Below are 15,777 nucleotides of genomic sequence, written 5' to 3'. Positions count from 1 at the left end.
CGGAACCCACCCCTAACCCCTCCCAGGAGGGGAACGGGAATCGGGAATCGGGAATTGGACTTGATCTTAGATTTGATCGTCGATATCTTCAGGGAAATCCTGACGTAATCCCCCAGGCAAGGCAGCGATAATCGCATCTAGTACTCTAGATACTTGAATAATTTCAATACCAAGATCAGATAAGGTTTGACCTTTGGGTATGATCGCTCGCTTGAACCCTAACTTGGCAGCTTCTTTGAGTCGGAGTTCCATCTGAGAGACTAGTCGGACTTGCCCCCCTAAGCTGATTTCACCAATCATAACGGTGCGAGGATCGACAACGCGATCGCGAAAACTGGCTACTACCGCAATAGCCATTCCTAAATCAGCTGCTGGTTCTTCTACTCCTAGCCCTCCTGCTGTTGCTACATAAGCATCTAATTTGGATAGAGGAATCCCGACTCGCTTTTCCAACACTGCCAGAATTTGTTGTAAGCGGTTGTAATCAACTCCAGTGGTTGAGCGGCGGGGTGCCCCATAACTAGCAGGACTTACCAAGGCTTGCAATTCTACCAGAATCGGACGAGTACCTTCACAAGCCACTACAGTAGCAGTACCAGGACTCATTTCATCTCGGTTACCCAAAAACAGATCAGAAGGGTTCAAGACTTCCTGCAAACCGTTGCTGACCATTTCAAAAATACCGATTTCATGAGTAGCCCCAAAGCGGTTTTTCACAGAACGCAGTAGCCGGTGGGAAGCAAAGCGATCGCCTTCAAAGTACAATACAGTATCGACTAAGTGTTCCAGTACCCTTGGTCCTGCGATCGCGCCTTCTTTGGTCACATGACCCACAATTAACAGGGTAATGTTTGACCGCTTTGCTACCTGCATCAGGGCAGAGGTACATTCCCGCACTTGAGCAACAGAACCAGGAGCAGAGGTCAAGGCTGGAAAATAAAGGGTCTGAATACTGTCAATCACTGCTACCTGAGGTTTGAGGGACTCCAACTCTCGCAGAATTTCCTCTAAATCGGTTTCTGGTAGGACATAAAGATCAGCGTCTTTAGACTCAGAGTCTTGAGAGTCAGAGTCTTTAGCGGCTATGGGTGCTTTGGATGATTTAGACTTAGAAGACTTAGACTTAGAAGACTTAGACTTAGAAGACTTAGACTTAGAAGACTCAGCCTCCTTTTTCAACCTACCATTATTAGAGTCAGGATCAGAGGTTTCTGTTGATACCACACCCAGGCGAGATGCTCGCAGTTTTACCTGCTGTCCTGATTCTTCTGCACAAACGTATAGAATGCGATGCAACTTGGCAAGTTGATTGGCAACTTGGAGCATTAAGGTTGATTTGCCAATTCCTGGATCGCCACCAATTAAGACTAAAGACCCAGGCACAACACCACCTCCGAGGACTCGGTCGAGTTCTCCATAGCCTGAGGGGAAGCGGATCTGGACAGTATCAACAATTTCTGAGAAGGTAAGGGATGACCTCGGTTGAGCCGGTCCAGTGTTAGGCTCGTGGTTATCGGAATAAGTATTGGATTGCCAACCCCCGCGACTGATTTTGATCGGGGATGGGGCAGCTACCTCATCCAAGGAATTGTAAGTACCACAGGCAGGACATTTGCCGAACCATTGGGAGGACTCAGCACCACAGGCATTACACACATAGAGCGTTTTAGGCTTCGGCATCCTACTTTAAAAGTCTTAAAAACTCTTAAAAAAACTCAATAATTAAATTAACATTAATGAAAGTCAAGAAAGACTTCACCAGCAAGGAAAATATAATTTTCAACGATAAAATCAACTTTGTAAAGCGTTAGATTAAAGAGATAAACTACTAATAAATTAATAAATCATTAATTTTACTTCACCATTTCAGGAGTATAACGTCAATTGGAAACTCATAAAGAAAAAATTCTTGTTGTCGATGACGAAGCCAGTATCCGTCGCATATTAGAAACTCGGTTGTCCATGATTGGCTACGAGGTAGTCACAGCCGCCGATGGAGAAGAAGCCCTAGACACATTTCGTAATCAAGAGCCTGACCTAGTGGTGTTAGATGTGATGATGCCAAAGCTAGATGGTTATGGTGTTTGTCAAGAATTACGCAAGGAATCAGATATTCCCATTATTATGCTAACTGCTTTAGGGGATGTCGCTGACCGGATTACCGGTCTAGAGTTAGGAGCAGATGACTATGTGGTCAAGCCCTTTTCTCCAAAAGAATTGGAAGCCCGTATTCGTTCCGTACTGCGCAGGTTTGATAAAGTCGGAGCTGCCGGTATTCCTAGTTCTGGTGTGATTCATGTGGGGAGTATCAAAATTGACACCAACAAGCGGCAGGTCTACAAAGGGGATGAGCGCATTCGGCTGACTGGAATGGAGTTTAGTCTTTTGGAATTATTAGTTAGACGTTCCGGAGAACCATTCTCCCGTTCTGAAATTTTGCAGGAAGTGTGGGGCTATACTCCCGAACGCCATGTGGATACCCGTGTAGTAGATGTCCACATCTCCCGGCTACGAGCCAAGTTAGAGGATGACCCGAGTAATCCTGAGCTAATTCTGACCGCACGAGGTACAGGTTATTTGTTCCAACGAATCATTGAACCGGGGGATGAAAAATAGTAACACCTTGATGTTTCTTTTCAGCTGCGTAAGTACTGAACTAACAACCAACAGATGAGTGATGGCTAAACCCGACCAAAATGATGTACTGCGGCTGCTGCCATTTGCGGTTGGAGGATTGGCAGGGGGTCTGTTGCTGATCAACCGTTTATTAACCTCCCAGCTAAGCAATTCTCAAGCTCGTTCTGATGCTGTAGGGGTAATTGTTTGTGCTGTATTGATTTTGACAGGTTTACTGTGGCAGCAGGTACAGCCCAAACCTCCTGATGCCGTTAAACTGATTGGCGAAGAGGGTTTCGACCTCGCGACCGAGCTCCCAGATCAGGTAAAAACTGAATTAGCCTGGGCATCCCATCTATTACTGACTAATACAGTAACGCGATCGCTTGTAGTGGTATACCAAGACAAAGTCCTGCTGCGGCGGGGGATCTTGGGCAAAAATCCCCAAGTCGAGCCTGGAGCCATTCTCAAGCGGGTTCTGGAAACTCAAAAAGCCGTCTATCTGGTTAACCTAAAGCTCTATCCAGGGCGACTTGAATTTGACTACTTGCCTAATAACACACAAGGTGTAATATGTCAACCAATTGGCAACCAAGGAGCGCTAATTTTGGCAGCCAATGCTCCCCGAAGTTACACTAAACAAGATGAAAAGTGGATTGAGGGGATTGCTGATAAACTCGCCAATACTCTCTCTGGTCATTTATAAGATGTGGGTACCGCTTCAAATTTAAATAATAATGTGGTTAATCATTTTGTACTGGTTGCTGATTCTGGTGATGCTAGTAGGCATTATTGGTTCAGTTGTTCCTGGCATTCCCGGTGCCATGTTGATTTTAGCTGCCACCATAATTTGGGGTATTGCTGAGGGCTTTAGTAGCGTCACCTGGGCATTGGGCGTAGCAATCTTTGTGTTGCTACTCGGTATGGGGGTTGATTTTTTAGCCGCTTACTGGGGAGCCAAAAAAGCTGGTGCTAGTAATTGGGGACAAATTGGTTCCATAATCGGCTTGTTCTTGGGGGTGTTTGGTCTTTTACCCGCCTTGCCCTTCGGAGGACCGTTACTAGGGATTTTGCTGGGACCGTTGTTAGGAGCGTTTTTGGGTGAGTTTCTCTATCAACGGAAGTTAAAGTTACAGCCTAGAATTAAGCAATCGTTTAAAGCTGGCTTGGGGATTGTGGTCGGTTCATTGGTAGGAAATTTGATTCAGGGAATGCTTGCGATCGCTACTGTGGTGGTGTTTATTTTCACCACCTGGCCCCCAGGTGCAGGAATTTAGATTGAGAAGGGTTATGGGGTGCACTACTGCCTGCTAACTAACCCTACCCTAACCCTAAGTGACAAGTTCAACGACTCAGCAATTTGCACCGTAGCCGATCGAGGGCATAGCAGGCGCTGATGTGACGTAGGTCAGACCGACTCCGATGGTGACCCAAGGTGTACTTGTAGCATTCTAAAATGCCATCTGGTCCGGCTAGACCAATGTAAACTAGACCCACAGGCTTGGTATCGGTATTGCCTCCAGGTCCGGCTATGCCTGTAATACTCAGTGACCAGCTTGAAGAAAGAAGCGATCGCACTCCCGTTGCCATTTGCTCTGCTACAACTTTACTTACCGCCCCCATCGCCTTCAAATCTGAGGAATTTACTCCCAGTACACCAGTTTTCACAGCGTTATCATAAGCAATGATACCCCCCAGAAAATAATTAGAACTGCCCGGCACACTGGTTATCATACTGCCAATACCGCCGCCAGTACAGGATTCCGCTACGCTCAACGTTTCTGAGGCAGCCGTTAATAGCTGACCCACTACAGAGGCTAGGGTATCGGTGTCAGTACCGAAATAGTTAATTCCCCCAATCTCCTGTAATTTTTGGGCTACTGGTTCAATGAACTGTTGTGCTTCACTTTCTGAAGCCGCACGGGCCGAAACTCTTAACCTTACTTGTCCCTTACTAGCATAGGGAGCAACCGTGGGGTTGGTAAGGTCAAAAAAGGGAGCAACTTTCTCAGCCAAAGCCGATTCTCCAATCCCCCAAAACCGCAACATCCGGCTATAAACGATTTCTTTACCCCAGCCTTGGCTTTTAAGATAGGGAACAGCCGTGTCTCGCCACATCTGATTCATTTCCCTAGGAACACCAGGAAACGTGAGAATGGTTAAATCAGCACGGGGTTTCCAGATGATACCAGGAGCTGTTCCGTTCAGGTTGGGTAATACTTGTGCCCCTTCTGGAATTAGGGCTTGCTTGCGGTTATTGGTAGTTAATTGACGTCCCCGCCGGGCAAACTTCTGAGTGATGTCCTCTATAACATCCGGTTCTTCAATCAGAGGAGCACCAAAAAATTTAGCGATCGCTTCCGTGGTCAAATCATCCGGGGTCGGACCAAGACCACCAGTAAATAGTAGGATAGTGGAGCGCTCACTAGCAATTGTCAATACTTGCTGTAAACGCCCGATATTATCCCCCACCACTGTCTGATAGTAGTGAGGAATCCCCAATGCTGCTAGCTCCTGGGCTAAAAACTGAGAATTGCTGTTGAGAATATCCCCCAGCAGCAGTTCAGTACCTACACAAATAATTTCTGCACTCATCGATTATGCCTCAGGGGCAAGATAACATTGATTTTTTTCGGCTCTTATCTTATTGTCCCATAGGATTGATAGAAGTCAGAAGTCAGAAGTAAACTATGACTAAGTTTCAGAGTTTAGGAATGTTAAACATCTGAATGCGTAGTCCTATACATAGCAAGTTCGGTAGAGCTACAATTATATATTTAATATCGATTTATAGGGTTTCTGATAGTTATCAGGTACACGGGATTTTTTCCCGATTCTCAATTCTCAATTCTCAATTTTCAATTCTCAATTCCCTGCTTCGATTAGAGTCGAAGCCCCTTGAGCATCCATTGGTTCCGATAAAAAAAAACCTTGCCCATAATCACAATTTAACTCTTGCAAGCTTGCCATTTGTTGAGGAGTTTCGATGGCTTTCGCTGTTACTGTTATCCCGAGCTGGTGAGCTAGAAATATGATACTTTTAACAATAGCTGATTTTTGGGAATCAGACTCCATACTTTCGAGAAAAAAAGGGTCAACTTTAAAGATATTTATGGGTAGATTTGTTAAATGAGCCAGGCAAGAGTAGCTACTGCCAAAATCATCTAGAGCTAATTGAATACCTAAGGATTGGAGTTGGTTTAACTCTATACCTCCGTCAGCTTTTGCAGTTATTAGTGAATTTTCGGTAATTTCTAATACTAAATTACTTCCAGATATACCAGTATCCTGCAAAATTTGTTGAAGCTGAGGCAGGAAACTGGGATGGCACAGTTGTTGTGCAGAAATGTTCACACTGATGAACAATGGTATAGTATTCCGCAGATGCTGCCATTGATGTAACTGCCAACAAGCAGTACTTAAAACCCACTCGCCCAGGGGAAGAATCAGTCCGGTTTGCTCAGCAATCGATAGAAACTCCGATGGTCTGATCAGTCCCTGCTTGGGGTGCCGCCAACGCAACAACACCTCAAACCCCAGGATTTGCCTAGTCTCTAGGGAAATAATTGGCTGATAGTGTAGTATAAACTCATCCTGGCCTACTGCCCGATACAATTCCTCCTCTAATTCTTCCTCTAATTTGCCCAAACCCAACCTATAGCCCTGGCATTGGTTGTTACATACTGCGTATCCATCGCCACCTGTGGCTTTGACTTGATACAGTGCACTGTCAGCCGTAGCGATTAAGATTCCTGGTTTTTGATCCAGTGTAGGAATCTCGCTGGCGATTCCTAAGCTCACGGTGAGCTGCTCGCTGATCGGGGAACAGTAATTGGGTTTACAATTATGATAATCATAATTGTAAACGATGTTGAAATGTTGCACCGTATTAATGATGTTGAGACCTTGAACTGCCTTTTGAATCAAGTTGGCAACCTTTGTAGCCCCAGAGGCATCGGTATTGGGCAAAAGTACTGCAAATTCATCACCACCGTAGCGGGCGACTAAGTCAGCTGGACGTTTGACCACATCACCGATAGCTTTGGCAATTCGTTGAAGACATTGATCACCGTTTTTGTGACCATAGGAATCGTTGTAGCGTTTGAAGCGATCCACATCAATTAAAATTACAGCCAAAGGCAACTGGTCTCGCCTTGAGCGTTGCCATTCTTTCTCGAATACCTGATCGAAGTGACGGCGGTTAGACACTTGGGTTAGCCCATCCAGATTTAACTGAGCTTCCAGGGCAGCTTCAGCTTGTTTACGTCCGCTAATGTCCCTGATTGTCCAGAATACCTCTACTCCTTTGCCTTCGGCATCAAGTATAGTACAGATAGCGATTGACCCAGTCAACGGCTCAGACTGCTGTGGTTGCAGACGCACCTCCCAATCCCTTACAGGAAATAGTGTGAATTGCTTGAGTTGAGTGGTAACCATTTTCCGGTCTTCTTGAGCCACAAACACGATTATGGGTTTGCCGACCAGAAAGGTGCGGTTCACGTTAAACAGGTTTGCTGCCGCTAGGTTAGCCTTTTGGATCACACCTAGGGTATTAGTCACTAGGTAGGCATCCGGCGCTGAGTTGAACAAAGTCTGGTAACGTTGGCGCTCCAATTCCACTTGGCAATGAGTGGCAATTAATTCCTCCTGCTGTACCTCCAACTCTTCTAGGGTGATACAAATTTCCTCTAGAAACACTGAAATCAGCTCAGGTTGCAAAAGTATGTCATTAGAATTCTTCAACACCAGCTCTAAGCCGATTTGGATCTTCCGAATTTTTTCCTGCATTGATTCGGTGTTCATCAATGAAGCTCTTCCATTAAGAGAATCACAACCTGAATTTCCTCCTCAAAACCAATTAATCAATGAAGCTCTTCCATTAACAGAATCACACCCTGAAGTTCCCCATCAAAAGCAATTAGGGGGTGAAACGTTATCCGAAACATCATAGCTTGAACAAGGATGTTAATGGTATTCAAAGTTATTTTTTGCAGATTCTTGCCATCAGGACTTACGAACCAAGACCCTTACCCTGTTTATGGTTATCAGTCAAAAGCTGAAATCGCTGTAATTACCTTAAGACATCGGGTTACTGGGTTGCTGAACTTACCCATTAAGTCTACAGTAGTGGCGTGTAAAGCTTTATTTGATGCATGACATTTTTCAGTAAAAGCCTTAAAAAATCTGCATCGTACCATTTTCTTAAAGCAACATTTAAGCCTTGACACGCCAGTAGGGTGGGTTATTCGCCCACCCTACTGTAGGTGTCATGCTGAAACTTAACTGTCAACCCTCAACCTTTAGACCAAACTTGGTACAAGACTGGTCAGATGGGGATACAGAGGAAAGCGATCGCATAACTGTCCCACACGCTGGCGACATTCAGTTGCCACTTGCTCATCCTCTGGATTCAGTAAGCGATCGGCAATAATATTACCAATCTCAGTAAATTCTGCGACTCCCATGCCCCGGGTAGTCATGGCTGGGGAACCTAGGCGCAAGCCACTGGTGACAAAGGGCGACTCTGGGTCAAAGGGAACAGTATTTTTGTTAGCTGTAATCTTGACACCGCTCACCAGTTGGTCAGCTCGCTTACCTGTCATACCAATAGAGCGCAAATCTACCAGTAATACATGGTTATCTGTACCACCAGAAACAATCTTTAACTCCCGGTTTTGCAGTGCCCTTGCCAAAGCCTTAGCATTTTCAATCACGTGGGCAGAATAGGTTTTGAATGCTGGGGTCAAGGCTTCCCCAAACGCAACAGCTTTACCAGCAATCACATGTTCCAACGGACCTCCCTGAGTTCCCGGAAACACTGCCTTATCGAACTTTTTACCCAAATCCGATTGATTAGTCAGAATCAAGCCACCCCGTGGACCACGCAGGGTCTTGTGAGTGGTAGTAGTGACCACATGGCAGTGAGGAAGGGGGTTAGGGTGATGACCAGTGGCAACTAAACCAGCAATGTGAGCCATATCCGCCATCAGGTAGGCACCCACTTCATCAGCAATGGCCCGGAATTTTTCAAAGTCAATGATTCGGGGATAGGCGGAATAGCCACAAATAATCAGTTTGGGACGCTCTTTCAGAGCAAGTTCCCGAATCTGACCATAGTCCAATTGCTCAGTCTCTTGGCTGACACCGTAGTGACACACCTCAAACCATTTACCGGAAACATTCACTGGTGAGCCATGGGTGAGGTGTCCGCCATGGGACAAATCCATCCCCATAATCTTGTCACCAGGTTTTAGTAAGGCTAGAAATACCGCAAAGTTCGCTTGAGCGCCAGAATGGGGCTGGACATTGGCATGATCAGCACCAAAAAGTTCTTTAGCACGGTCAATCGCTACTTGTTCGACTTTGTCAATGAACTCACAGCCGCCATAGTAGCGCTTTCCGGGCAATCCCTCAGCATATTTGTTAGTTAGCACTGAGCCTTGTGCTGCCATCACCGCTGGGGAGGTGAAGTTCTCACTAGCAATAAGTTCCAGATGCTCCCGTTGACGTTGGAGTTCTTCTCCCAGATAGGTGGCTATCGTGGTATCGGTTTCGGCGAGAAAATCTAAGTTAGTTTGAGTCACTTTCTTTACTTCTAGGATCGATCACGTTTGGTCATTGACACAACAACCTTAAAGGTGTATGTGCTTACAAAAAATCCTCTGAGGCAATCAAGCCCCGTCTAGGCAAGAGCGGGGATCAAAAACTGAGGTATCGCTTTCATGCAGGGGTTGATCCCATCAGCGACTACCAGTAGCGAAATAGCAGCTTTAGTCGCCCTGAAGATTTTGTGACCACTCCCACATCAAATCAGAGATTATGATGTGGGCTTCTCAAATTCGCAAATGAGACTTGCTGCTCCTCGATATCCTGTATCGATTTACCACAGCCATTGAGCGGCAGTCCAACCGCCATTAATGCACGATTCAAAATGTTGATGCCACTATTCCAATCGCGGTCAATTTTTACTCCACAATCAGGACAATGATGGACTCTGTCAGCGAGATTTTTCTCAACTCTGACTCCACAATTGAAACACTCAATACTTGTACCCCGTGGATTAACTTCCTGGACTAACAAACCGCGTTTGACCGCCACTGCTTGTAAGATTTCTAGAAATGACCCCCACGCAGCATCATGTATTGATTTTGCTAACTTAGTTCGAGCAAGTCCTGTGATATTTAAATTTTCGTGAGCAATTAAGTCATATTTATTACACAACCAATGAGCAACCTGATAATGAAACTCTTTTCTGCAACGAGCTAAGTGAAGATGCAACAAGCTAACTTGCTTTTTAGCTTTTTTCCAGTTGTTAGAACCCTTGACACGACGGGACATCGCTTTTTGAGCTAATGCCAGTCTGTCTTGAGCCTTCCTGTAGAACTGTGGGATCGGTACTGCTTCACCGTCAGATGTAGTTAAAAACTTTTCTAAGCCAACATCAATTCCGACAGCAGACTTAACTGAATCTATAGGTAATATTTCAGGGACGGTATCATCCTTCATTGAAATGCAGCAATACCAACCATCAGCTTTTTTGACAATAGTACACTGCTTGAGAGTGAATCCATCAGGCAATGGTCGATGCATTACCACAGGAATAGAACCGATCTTGCTTAGTTTTAAAACTCCATCAATTAAGTGCGCCCCCGCTTTAGAACTATTCACCCTAGGAAAGACAAAAGATCTAAGTTCTCCAGGCTTCTTGAAACGAGGTCTTCCACCCCGCTTGCCACCTTTGACAGGTTTCCTCCATCTTTCCCACGCTTTATTAAGTCGTTGTAGATTAACTTGTTGAGTTTCTGCGTAAATTTTTTTGTACTCAGGGAACAACCGTTTGGTTTCCTTGAGGGCTGATTGCTGAGTGTAATAATTGAGTGGTTCTGGTATTTCACCAATTGCTTCACTAACGATACTACATCTATCAATAGAGCAACGACTCCTATTGAGCCAATCAAGTCTTTGCCCTAGAGCATAGTTCCAGTGACGGCGCAACAGTTCTAGCCATCTTTCCATGATGGCTACTTGTTCGGTGTTCGGCTTAATTCTGTAGCAGTAGGTCAGTATCATCAGCCCTTAGTTAAACAACTCAAACAATATCTCAAGAACCAATATACCCAGTCGGGCAATTCCCCGGAGAGGAAACCTTAGACAGTTTAGCCTTTATAAGCGACAGTCTGTGAGTCATAAGTTTAAGTTATATGAAATAAGGCGAGCCTGTCTTACGGTAACTTCTAACCCGTTAAATCACGCGATTATAACGGGAGACCCCTTGCCCGTTTAGTTGGAAACGACCCTTAAACAGGACTTACCCAGTAACTCTACCTACAGGGTCGGTTAATAACGCACCCTCTTACTTATCCCTACTACTTATCCCTACTACTTATTCCTACTACATATGGGCGTTGGATGCCCAGTTTTTTACCAGTTTTTTATAACTCCTGTCAAACAATTTATCGGTAAGGATGAGCTGAAAGCTTGATTCTGAAACGATTCCGACTCAGATTAGGCAAATTTTTAGGAAAAGTTAAAGATTGTATTATGTTAAAATTATAGCGTTTATCGCAGTTATGAGGTACAGTATTCTTTGAGGTTGATTCCCTGTCTTGATACAGCGCATCCCTATTCCCTATTCCCTCTTATCTGTTTCCTGTTCCCAGATCCGCTGTTCCTTGAAATCCCGAAATTGTGTACCTCATAGCTATGAGAATTGCTATATTATTATACAACACCTATCATCCAGAGTATCCAATAAGATAGCAATAGGATTGAGTAACAGTTCTAATCAACAGCACTTATAAACAGGAATTAAGCACTAAGGTGATTGGTCAAGAGTTTCTCGATTAGTATGGGCATAAGGTGTCGTGAGCAAATAAACATTTTTCTCTATCCTCCAGCCTGTTGAGAAGACCTTAGAGTATCGTGCTTCGGCATCAGCCCTGATAGCGTAATGGGATTAGTGCTATGTTAGTCATTTTAACGGATAACCAAGTAATTTCCCCCGACCTTGTCTGTCAATGTTGTTTACTAGCTGACCCAAGTGGTCAACCTCGCTGGCATCAAGGCAAATTGCTTTGTGCTCATGTGCTCAAGAAGCTAAGTGAGAAGCAAGCTCAACAGTATGAGTGTGAAATGGGATTCCGTCTGGTAAATATGGATTGACTTTTCTAATAGGGGAACGCGCCCCGCGTGACATGTAGGTCAATCGCATTTCAGGTAGCTCAGGGGTAGAGTGTTGTGCTGCGCTATGCTGAATAGTAGTTAGTGTACCCCTTATCTGAACATCTTCAAGGAGAAAGCACCATGACTTGGCGCGGGTCAACAGATGTTAAAGACCGGATTTTTGCAGCCCTTCCTTATCTACTCCCTCTAATTGAGGTTAGGCCCTTTGGTCGATTTATGCTAACGCAGTTCCCCATTCTGGACATTATTTACCTGCCACTACAACCGTTAATTTCCATTTACAGAAGTTTCCCGTTGGCGGGGTTAATTATTTTCTTTGTTTTATTCTTAGCCGTAGTCAGAAACCCACAAATCAGCCATTTCGTTCGCTTTAACACCATGCAAGCGATTCTTTTAGACATTCTTTTAGTTTTGGGTTTTCTATTGTTGCCAATTTTAGTCCAAACACTAGGGGTTAACTTGCTAACAGAAACCTTATATAATATAGTGTTTTTAGGAATTCTTGCCGCCTGCGGCTACTCCATGATTCAATCATTGATGGGTCGTTACGCAGAAATACCAAGCCTTAGTCAAGCTGTTTACAGCCAAGTCCCCTAGTCTTGCTTAGTCTTGGCCTGTGAAGGGCGTGAGATCACCGTATTTTCCAAGTGACCAATTCCCTCAATTTCCACCCGGACGCGATCGCCAATTTCCATTGGTCCTACTCCTTTGGGTGTCCCCGTAAGGATCACATCTCCTGGGACTAGGGTCATCACCTGGGAAATGTAAGATACCAGAACATCTGGCGGAAATACCATTTGACTAATTAAAGCTGATTGTACAGGCTCAGGGTTGTCATTCAGAAATGTCTGCAATTTTGCCCCAGCACTCAACTCCCGGACTATCCAGGGTCCGAGGGGACAAAAGCTATTAAATCCCTTAGCCCTGGTCCACTGGGCATCCCGCTTTTGTAAATCCCGAGCCGTTACGTCATTAGCGATCGTATAACCCCAAATTTTGGATTGAGCTTCGTCTGGTGTGCAGTCTAAGCAATAGTCACCGATTACCAGTGCTAACTCTCCCTCATAGTCCACTCGCTGAGACTGAGGCGGATACTGGATGGCTTGAGAGTCAGGAATTATAGTGGTAGGGGGTTTAAGAAACAGTAGAGGTTCCTCAGGAACTGATGTTCCCAATTCCGCTGCGTGTTCAGTATAGTTTTTGCCTACAGCCACGATTTTAGTTGGTGCACACGGAGCCAGCAATTGATAGCTTTCTGGTTCTAACTCTAAATCTATCGGTTGTCCCTGTAACCAAGGTGGTGCATCAAGCACCTGAATAGTGCGGGTCACCTGTAACAAACCGTAGTAGGTCTGTCCTTTAGAAGATTTAACTCGAACGTAACGCTGTGTCATAACAATAGATGTTCCTTGATAATATTACGAAAATTCTCTACTTTACCTAAGGTAGTATTGAGTTGGTAGTACTTCAGTACTGAGTACCGATAACAGATTGTCCTTAACAGTAGAATAGATAATAAGCTGCATTTAGACATAGCATCTTCTGGTAGTCTCTGGTTGTGTCTAGTCGTATTCCCCTTTGACGAATGTACTATCTTTGAGCACAATTTAATTGAAATTTAATTGAAATTGGTTGCACAAGGAGTTATAATATTAAATCGGTAATCCTTGTCAAGGATTCAGATCAAGGATTCAGATAAAAAGATTCAGATGAGTCTGACCACTGCAAACACTTACCGATCCGGCAAGTGTCGGCTTAAGTAGGGATAGATCAATTCCTTGCTTCTTTAACTATCCAGTAGCAAGCAAGTCAATTACCCAACCTTGACTATGACCTAAGGTGTGGTTCAAGGAAAGCTGATTGTTAGTGCTGATTGTTAGTGCTGATTGTTAGTGCTGTCTATCGGATAAAAAGAAGCCAAATTGTCCATAAGGAGATTAATACCAGTGCAAAACACTTACGAAATGATGTACATCCTCCGTCCTGATTTGGGCGAGGAACAAGTAGATCAAGCTATCGGCAAATACCGAGACCTATTGCAGGAACTCGGTGGAGAGCAAATCGAGATTCAGCATCGTGGCAAGCGTCGTTTAGCCTATCCCATAGATAGGTACCGGGAAGGGATTTATATCCAAATGAACTATAATGCACCAGGTACCCATGTCGCCAAGATTGAGCGAGCAATGCGTCTAAGTCAAGATGTGATTCGCTACCTCACCATCAGAGAGGAATCATCCCCAGCCCCTACACCAGAACCAGCAGAAGTTGAACAGACCGTGTGACGCATTCCCCCACCTGGCTATCGCCACGCTACGCGAACGTCCAGGTGGGGGTTAGTCCACGTTGATATTAATTACTAAAGACCTGGAACACTGATTATTAGTTCGTGTAGCGGCTCCAGGGCGAGCATTGCAGTCTAATCTTTTGTAGGTTAAAATATTAACTATGGAGATATTGTTAGAGCAGTGAAAACGCCGACCAAAGTTATACGAACTGACAAGTGGAAACTTAATCCGACTCCCGAGCAAAAAATACTGTTTGGGGAGACGGTTAAGGTGTATCGTCAAGCTTGTCGGTATTTGGTTGGTATTATTTACACTCATTGGTCTGAGCTTGGTGATTTAACAGCAGATCAATTAACTCCTGCTGTTGAGCGGCTAATGCACCAAACAGCCAAGCGACCTGACCTAAAATATCCCCAGTTCAATAAAGCTTTTTATAAGTTTCCTAGTTACTACCGTCGAGCAGCAATTGCATTCGCAGCTGGACAGGTTAGTAGCTATGTAACTCGATACCGCGAATGGCAGTCTGGTAGTCGAAAAAGAAGAGATAGTAAACCACCAAGATTAAATGCTGATACTGGCTGCTATCCAGCTTTGTATAAAGGTCAATGCTACAAACTACATGGCTTTGACCAAATCGAAATCAAGGTTTTTAACGGCTTAGACTGGATTTGGACTACAGTTCAGATCACTGGACTAAGAGAGCGCCATCAGGTAGCCACTAACAAGATGATGTCTCCTTCATTGATATTCAATGATAGGTATTGTCATCTATCTGTTCCATTTGCTTGTAAACCAGAAAAGCGCAAACCAGAAGCTAACCTGACTGCGGTAGATTTAGGAATTAACACTACCGCGACAATAGCAGTTGTAACCCATAGCGGCACTGTAATTCATCGCGATTTTATTCATCCCGGAAGAGACATAGACCGCAGGGATAAACGACTGAAATCCGTATCGACAAAGGCGTCAAAGACGATGGGTAAAGGAGGGAAGCTTCATAAAGGTTTCTGTTCCAATACCTACCAAAAATGCCAAAGAATCAATAACCAGATTGGCCATATTGTTTCTAAGCGAATTGTTGAGATTGCTGAAAAGTTTAATTCTGAAGCGATTGTATTTGAGAACCTTAAAGGATGGAAGCCAAAGGGTGGACGAAAGCGATCTAGTCTAAGGCAAAGATTCCACGGATGGCTCAAAGCCAAGATTCGCGATTTTACGGAAATGAAATGGGCTGAATTAGGTGGGAAAGTAGTAGAGGTTGTTGCGGCTTACACTTCAAAACTTGCCTATGATGGTTCTGGTACGGTTAGGCGCAATTCAAAAAAATATTCCCTAGCAACCTTCCCTTCAGGTAAGCGGTTCAATGCCGACCTTAATGGCGCTTACAACATTGGTGCTAGAGGTGTGTTTAAACTCGTTCGTAGAAATAGCAACGAGGGTCGTTCCAGCAAAAGTCCTGGACGACCGCCTAGAAGCTGGGCTTGTCTATGTGATCTTTGGGCTACGGCTAGCTCTAGATTAGCATAGGACACCACCACCTCGTTCAGGTGGTGGAAGCTTCATGCGTGAACTCTTCGTATTCCAGGGAGTAATAGGTAATAGGTAATCGGTAATGGGTAACAGGTAATAGGTAATGGGTAATGGGTAGTTGAGGATTACCTATTACCTATAAACTCTTTTATGGATAAAAAAC

The 15,777-nt window shown here is 44.6% G+C and carries 13 protein-coding genes; 7 read left to right on the top strand and 6 right to left on the bottom strand.

Annotated features, from left to right (window positions below; all coding sequences use genetic code 11):
- Nucleotides 1-66 precede the first annotated feature (66 nt).
- A complete protein-coding gene (gene radA, locus AC4II3_RS09625; protein WP_488014631.1) occupies nucleotides 67-1,680 on the bottom strand; it encodes a DNA repair protein RadA in 1,614 nt (537 codons plus the stop codon).
- 204 nt (nucleotides 1,681-1,884) lie between these two features.
- Here radA and rpaB point away from each other — a divergent pair, with 204 nt between their 5' ends.
- The 3 genes from rpaB (at nucleotide 1,885) to AC4II3_RS09610 (ending at nucleotide 3,893) form a co-directional block, all read left to right on the top strand.
- Nucleotides 1,885-2,616, top strand: coding sequence for a response regulator transcription factor RpaB (gene rpaB / locus AC4II3_RS09620; RefSeq protein WP_488014629.1), 732 nt, complete (start codon nucleotides 1,885-1,887; stop codon nucleotides 2,614-2,616).
- Between the two features lie 61 nt (nucleotides 2,617-2,677).
- On the top strand, nucleotides 2,678-3,322 hold the full coding sequence (locus tag AC4II3_RS09615; protein WP_488014627.1) for a cofactor assembly of complex C subunit B: 645 nt from the start codon (nucleotides 2,678-2,680) through the stop codon (nucleotides 3,320-3,322).
- Between the two features lie 31 nt (nucleotides 3,323-3,353).
- The gene (locus tag AC4II3_RS09610; RefSeq protein WP_488014625.1) at nucleotides 3,354-3,893 is read left to right on the top strand and encodes a DUF456 domain-containing protein; all 540 of its coding nucleotides are present in this window, start codon (nucleotides 3,354-3,356) and stop codon (nucleotides 3,891-3,893) included.
- A 67-nt stretch (nucleotides 3,894-3,960) separates the two neighbouring features.
- On the opposite strand, the gene AC4II3_RS09605 is transcribed toward AC4II3_RS09610, so the two are convergent.
- The 4 genes from AC4II3_RS09605 to AC4II3_RS09590 all read right to left on the bottom strand — a co-directional run bounded on the left by AC4II3_RS09605 (nucleotide 3,961) and on the right by AC4II3_RS09590 (nucleotide 10,686).
- Nucleotides 3,961-5,211 carry a competence/damage-inducible protein A gene (locus tag AC4II3_RS09605; protein WP_488014623.1) on the bottom strand — a complete coding sequence of 417 codons (1,251 nt, stop codon included), beginning with the start codon at nucleotides 5,209-5,211 and terminating at the stop codon, nucleotides 3,961-3,963.
- Nucleotides 5,212-5,481: 270 nt separating this feature from the next.
- Entirely contained in the window at nucleotides 5,482-7,419 is a 1,938-nt protein-coding gene (locus AC4II3_RS09600; RefSeq protein ID WP_488014621.1) for a sensor domain-containing protein, read from the bottom strand.
- Nucleotides 7,420-7,916: 497 nt separating this feature from the next.
- Nucleotides 7,917-9,200 (bottom strand): serine hydroxymethyltransferase, encoded by a 1,284-nt coding sequence (gene glyA / locus AC4II3_RS09595; protein WP_488014619.1) that lies wholly within the window; start codon nucleotides 9,198-9,200, stop codon nucleotides 7,917-7,919.
- A 226-nt stretch (nucleotides 9,201-9,426) separates the two neighbouring features.
- Nucleotides 9,427-10,686 (bottom strand): RNA-guided endonuclease InsQ/TnpB family protein, encoded by a 1,260-nt coding sequence (locus tag AC4II3_RS09590; RefSeq protein WP_488029243.1) that lies wholly within the window; start codon nucleotides 10,684-10,686, stop codon nucleotides 9,427-9,429.
- Nucleotides 10,687-11,580: 894 nt separating this feature from the next.
- Between AC4II3_RS09590 and AC4II3_RS09585 the strand changes: the two genes are divergently transcribed.
- Together AC4II3_RS09585 and AC4II3_RS09580 are read left to right on the top strand one after the other, a co-directional pair.
- Nucleotides 11,581-11,778 (top strand): hypothetical protein, encoded by a 198-nt coding sequence (locus AC4II3_RS09585; protein ID WP_075904588.1) that lies wholly within the window; start codon nucleotides 11,581-11,583, stop codon nucleotides 11,776-11,778.
- A gap of 141 nt (nucleotides 11,779-11,919) precedes the next feature.
- Nucleotides 11,920-12,396, top strand: coding sequence for a Tic20 family protein (locus tag AC4II3_RS09580; RefSeq protein WP_488008257.1), 477 nt, complete (start codon nucleotides 11,920-11,922; stop codon nucleotides 12,394-12,396).
- Here the strand turns inward: AC4II3_RS09580 and AC4II3_RS09575 are convergent.
- A complete protein-coding gene (locus AC4II3_RS09575) occupies nucleotides 12,393-13,193 on the bottom strand; it encodes a fumarylacetoacetate hydrolase family protein (protein ID WP_488008259.1) in 801 nt (266 codons plus the stop codon). The genes AC4II3_RS09580 and AC4II3_RS09575 overlap by 4 nt on opposite strands.
- Before the next feature lie 573 nt (nucleotides 13,194-13,766).
- Between AC4II3_RS09575 and rpsF the strand changes: the two genes are divergently transcribed.
- A complete protein-coding gene (gene rpsF / locus AC4II3_RS09570) occupies nucleotides 13,767-14,081 on the top strand; it encodes a 30S ribosomal protein S6 (protein ID WP_488008303.1) in 315 nt (104 codons plus the stop codon).
- A 183-nt stretch (nucleotides 14,082-14,264) separates the two neighbouring features.
- Nucleotides 14,265-15,611 (top strand): IS200/IS605 family accessory protein TnpB-related protein, encoded by a 1,347-nt coding sequence (locus tag AC4II3_RS09565; RefSeq protein WP_488008261.1) that lies wholly within the window; start codon nucleotides 14,265-14,267, stop codon nucleotides 15,609-15,611.
- Nucleotides 15,612-15,777 lie beyond the last annotated feature (166 nt).

The sequence above is a fragment of the Moorena sp. genome (genome assembly GCF_982860115.1).
Note: the sequence above shows the minus strand (reverse complement) of the source record. Positions and strands in the feature narration are given on the sequence as shown.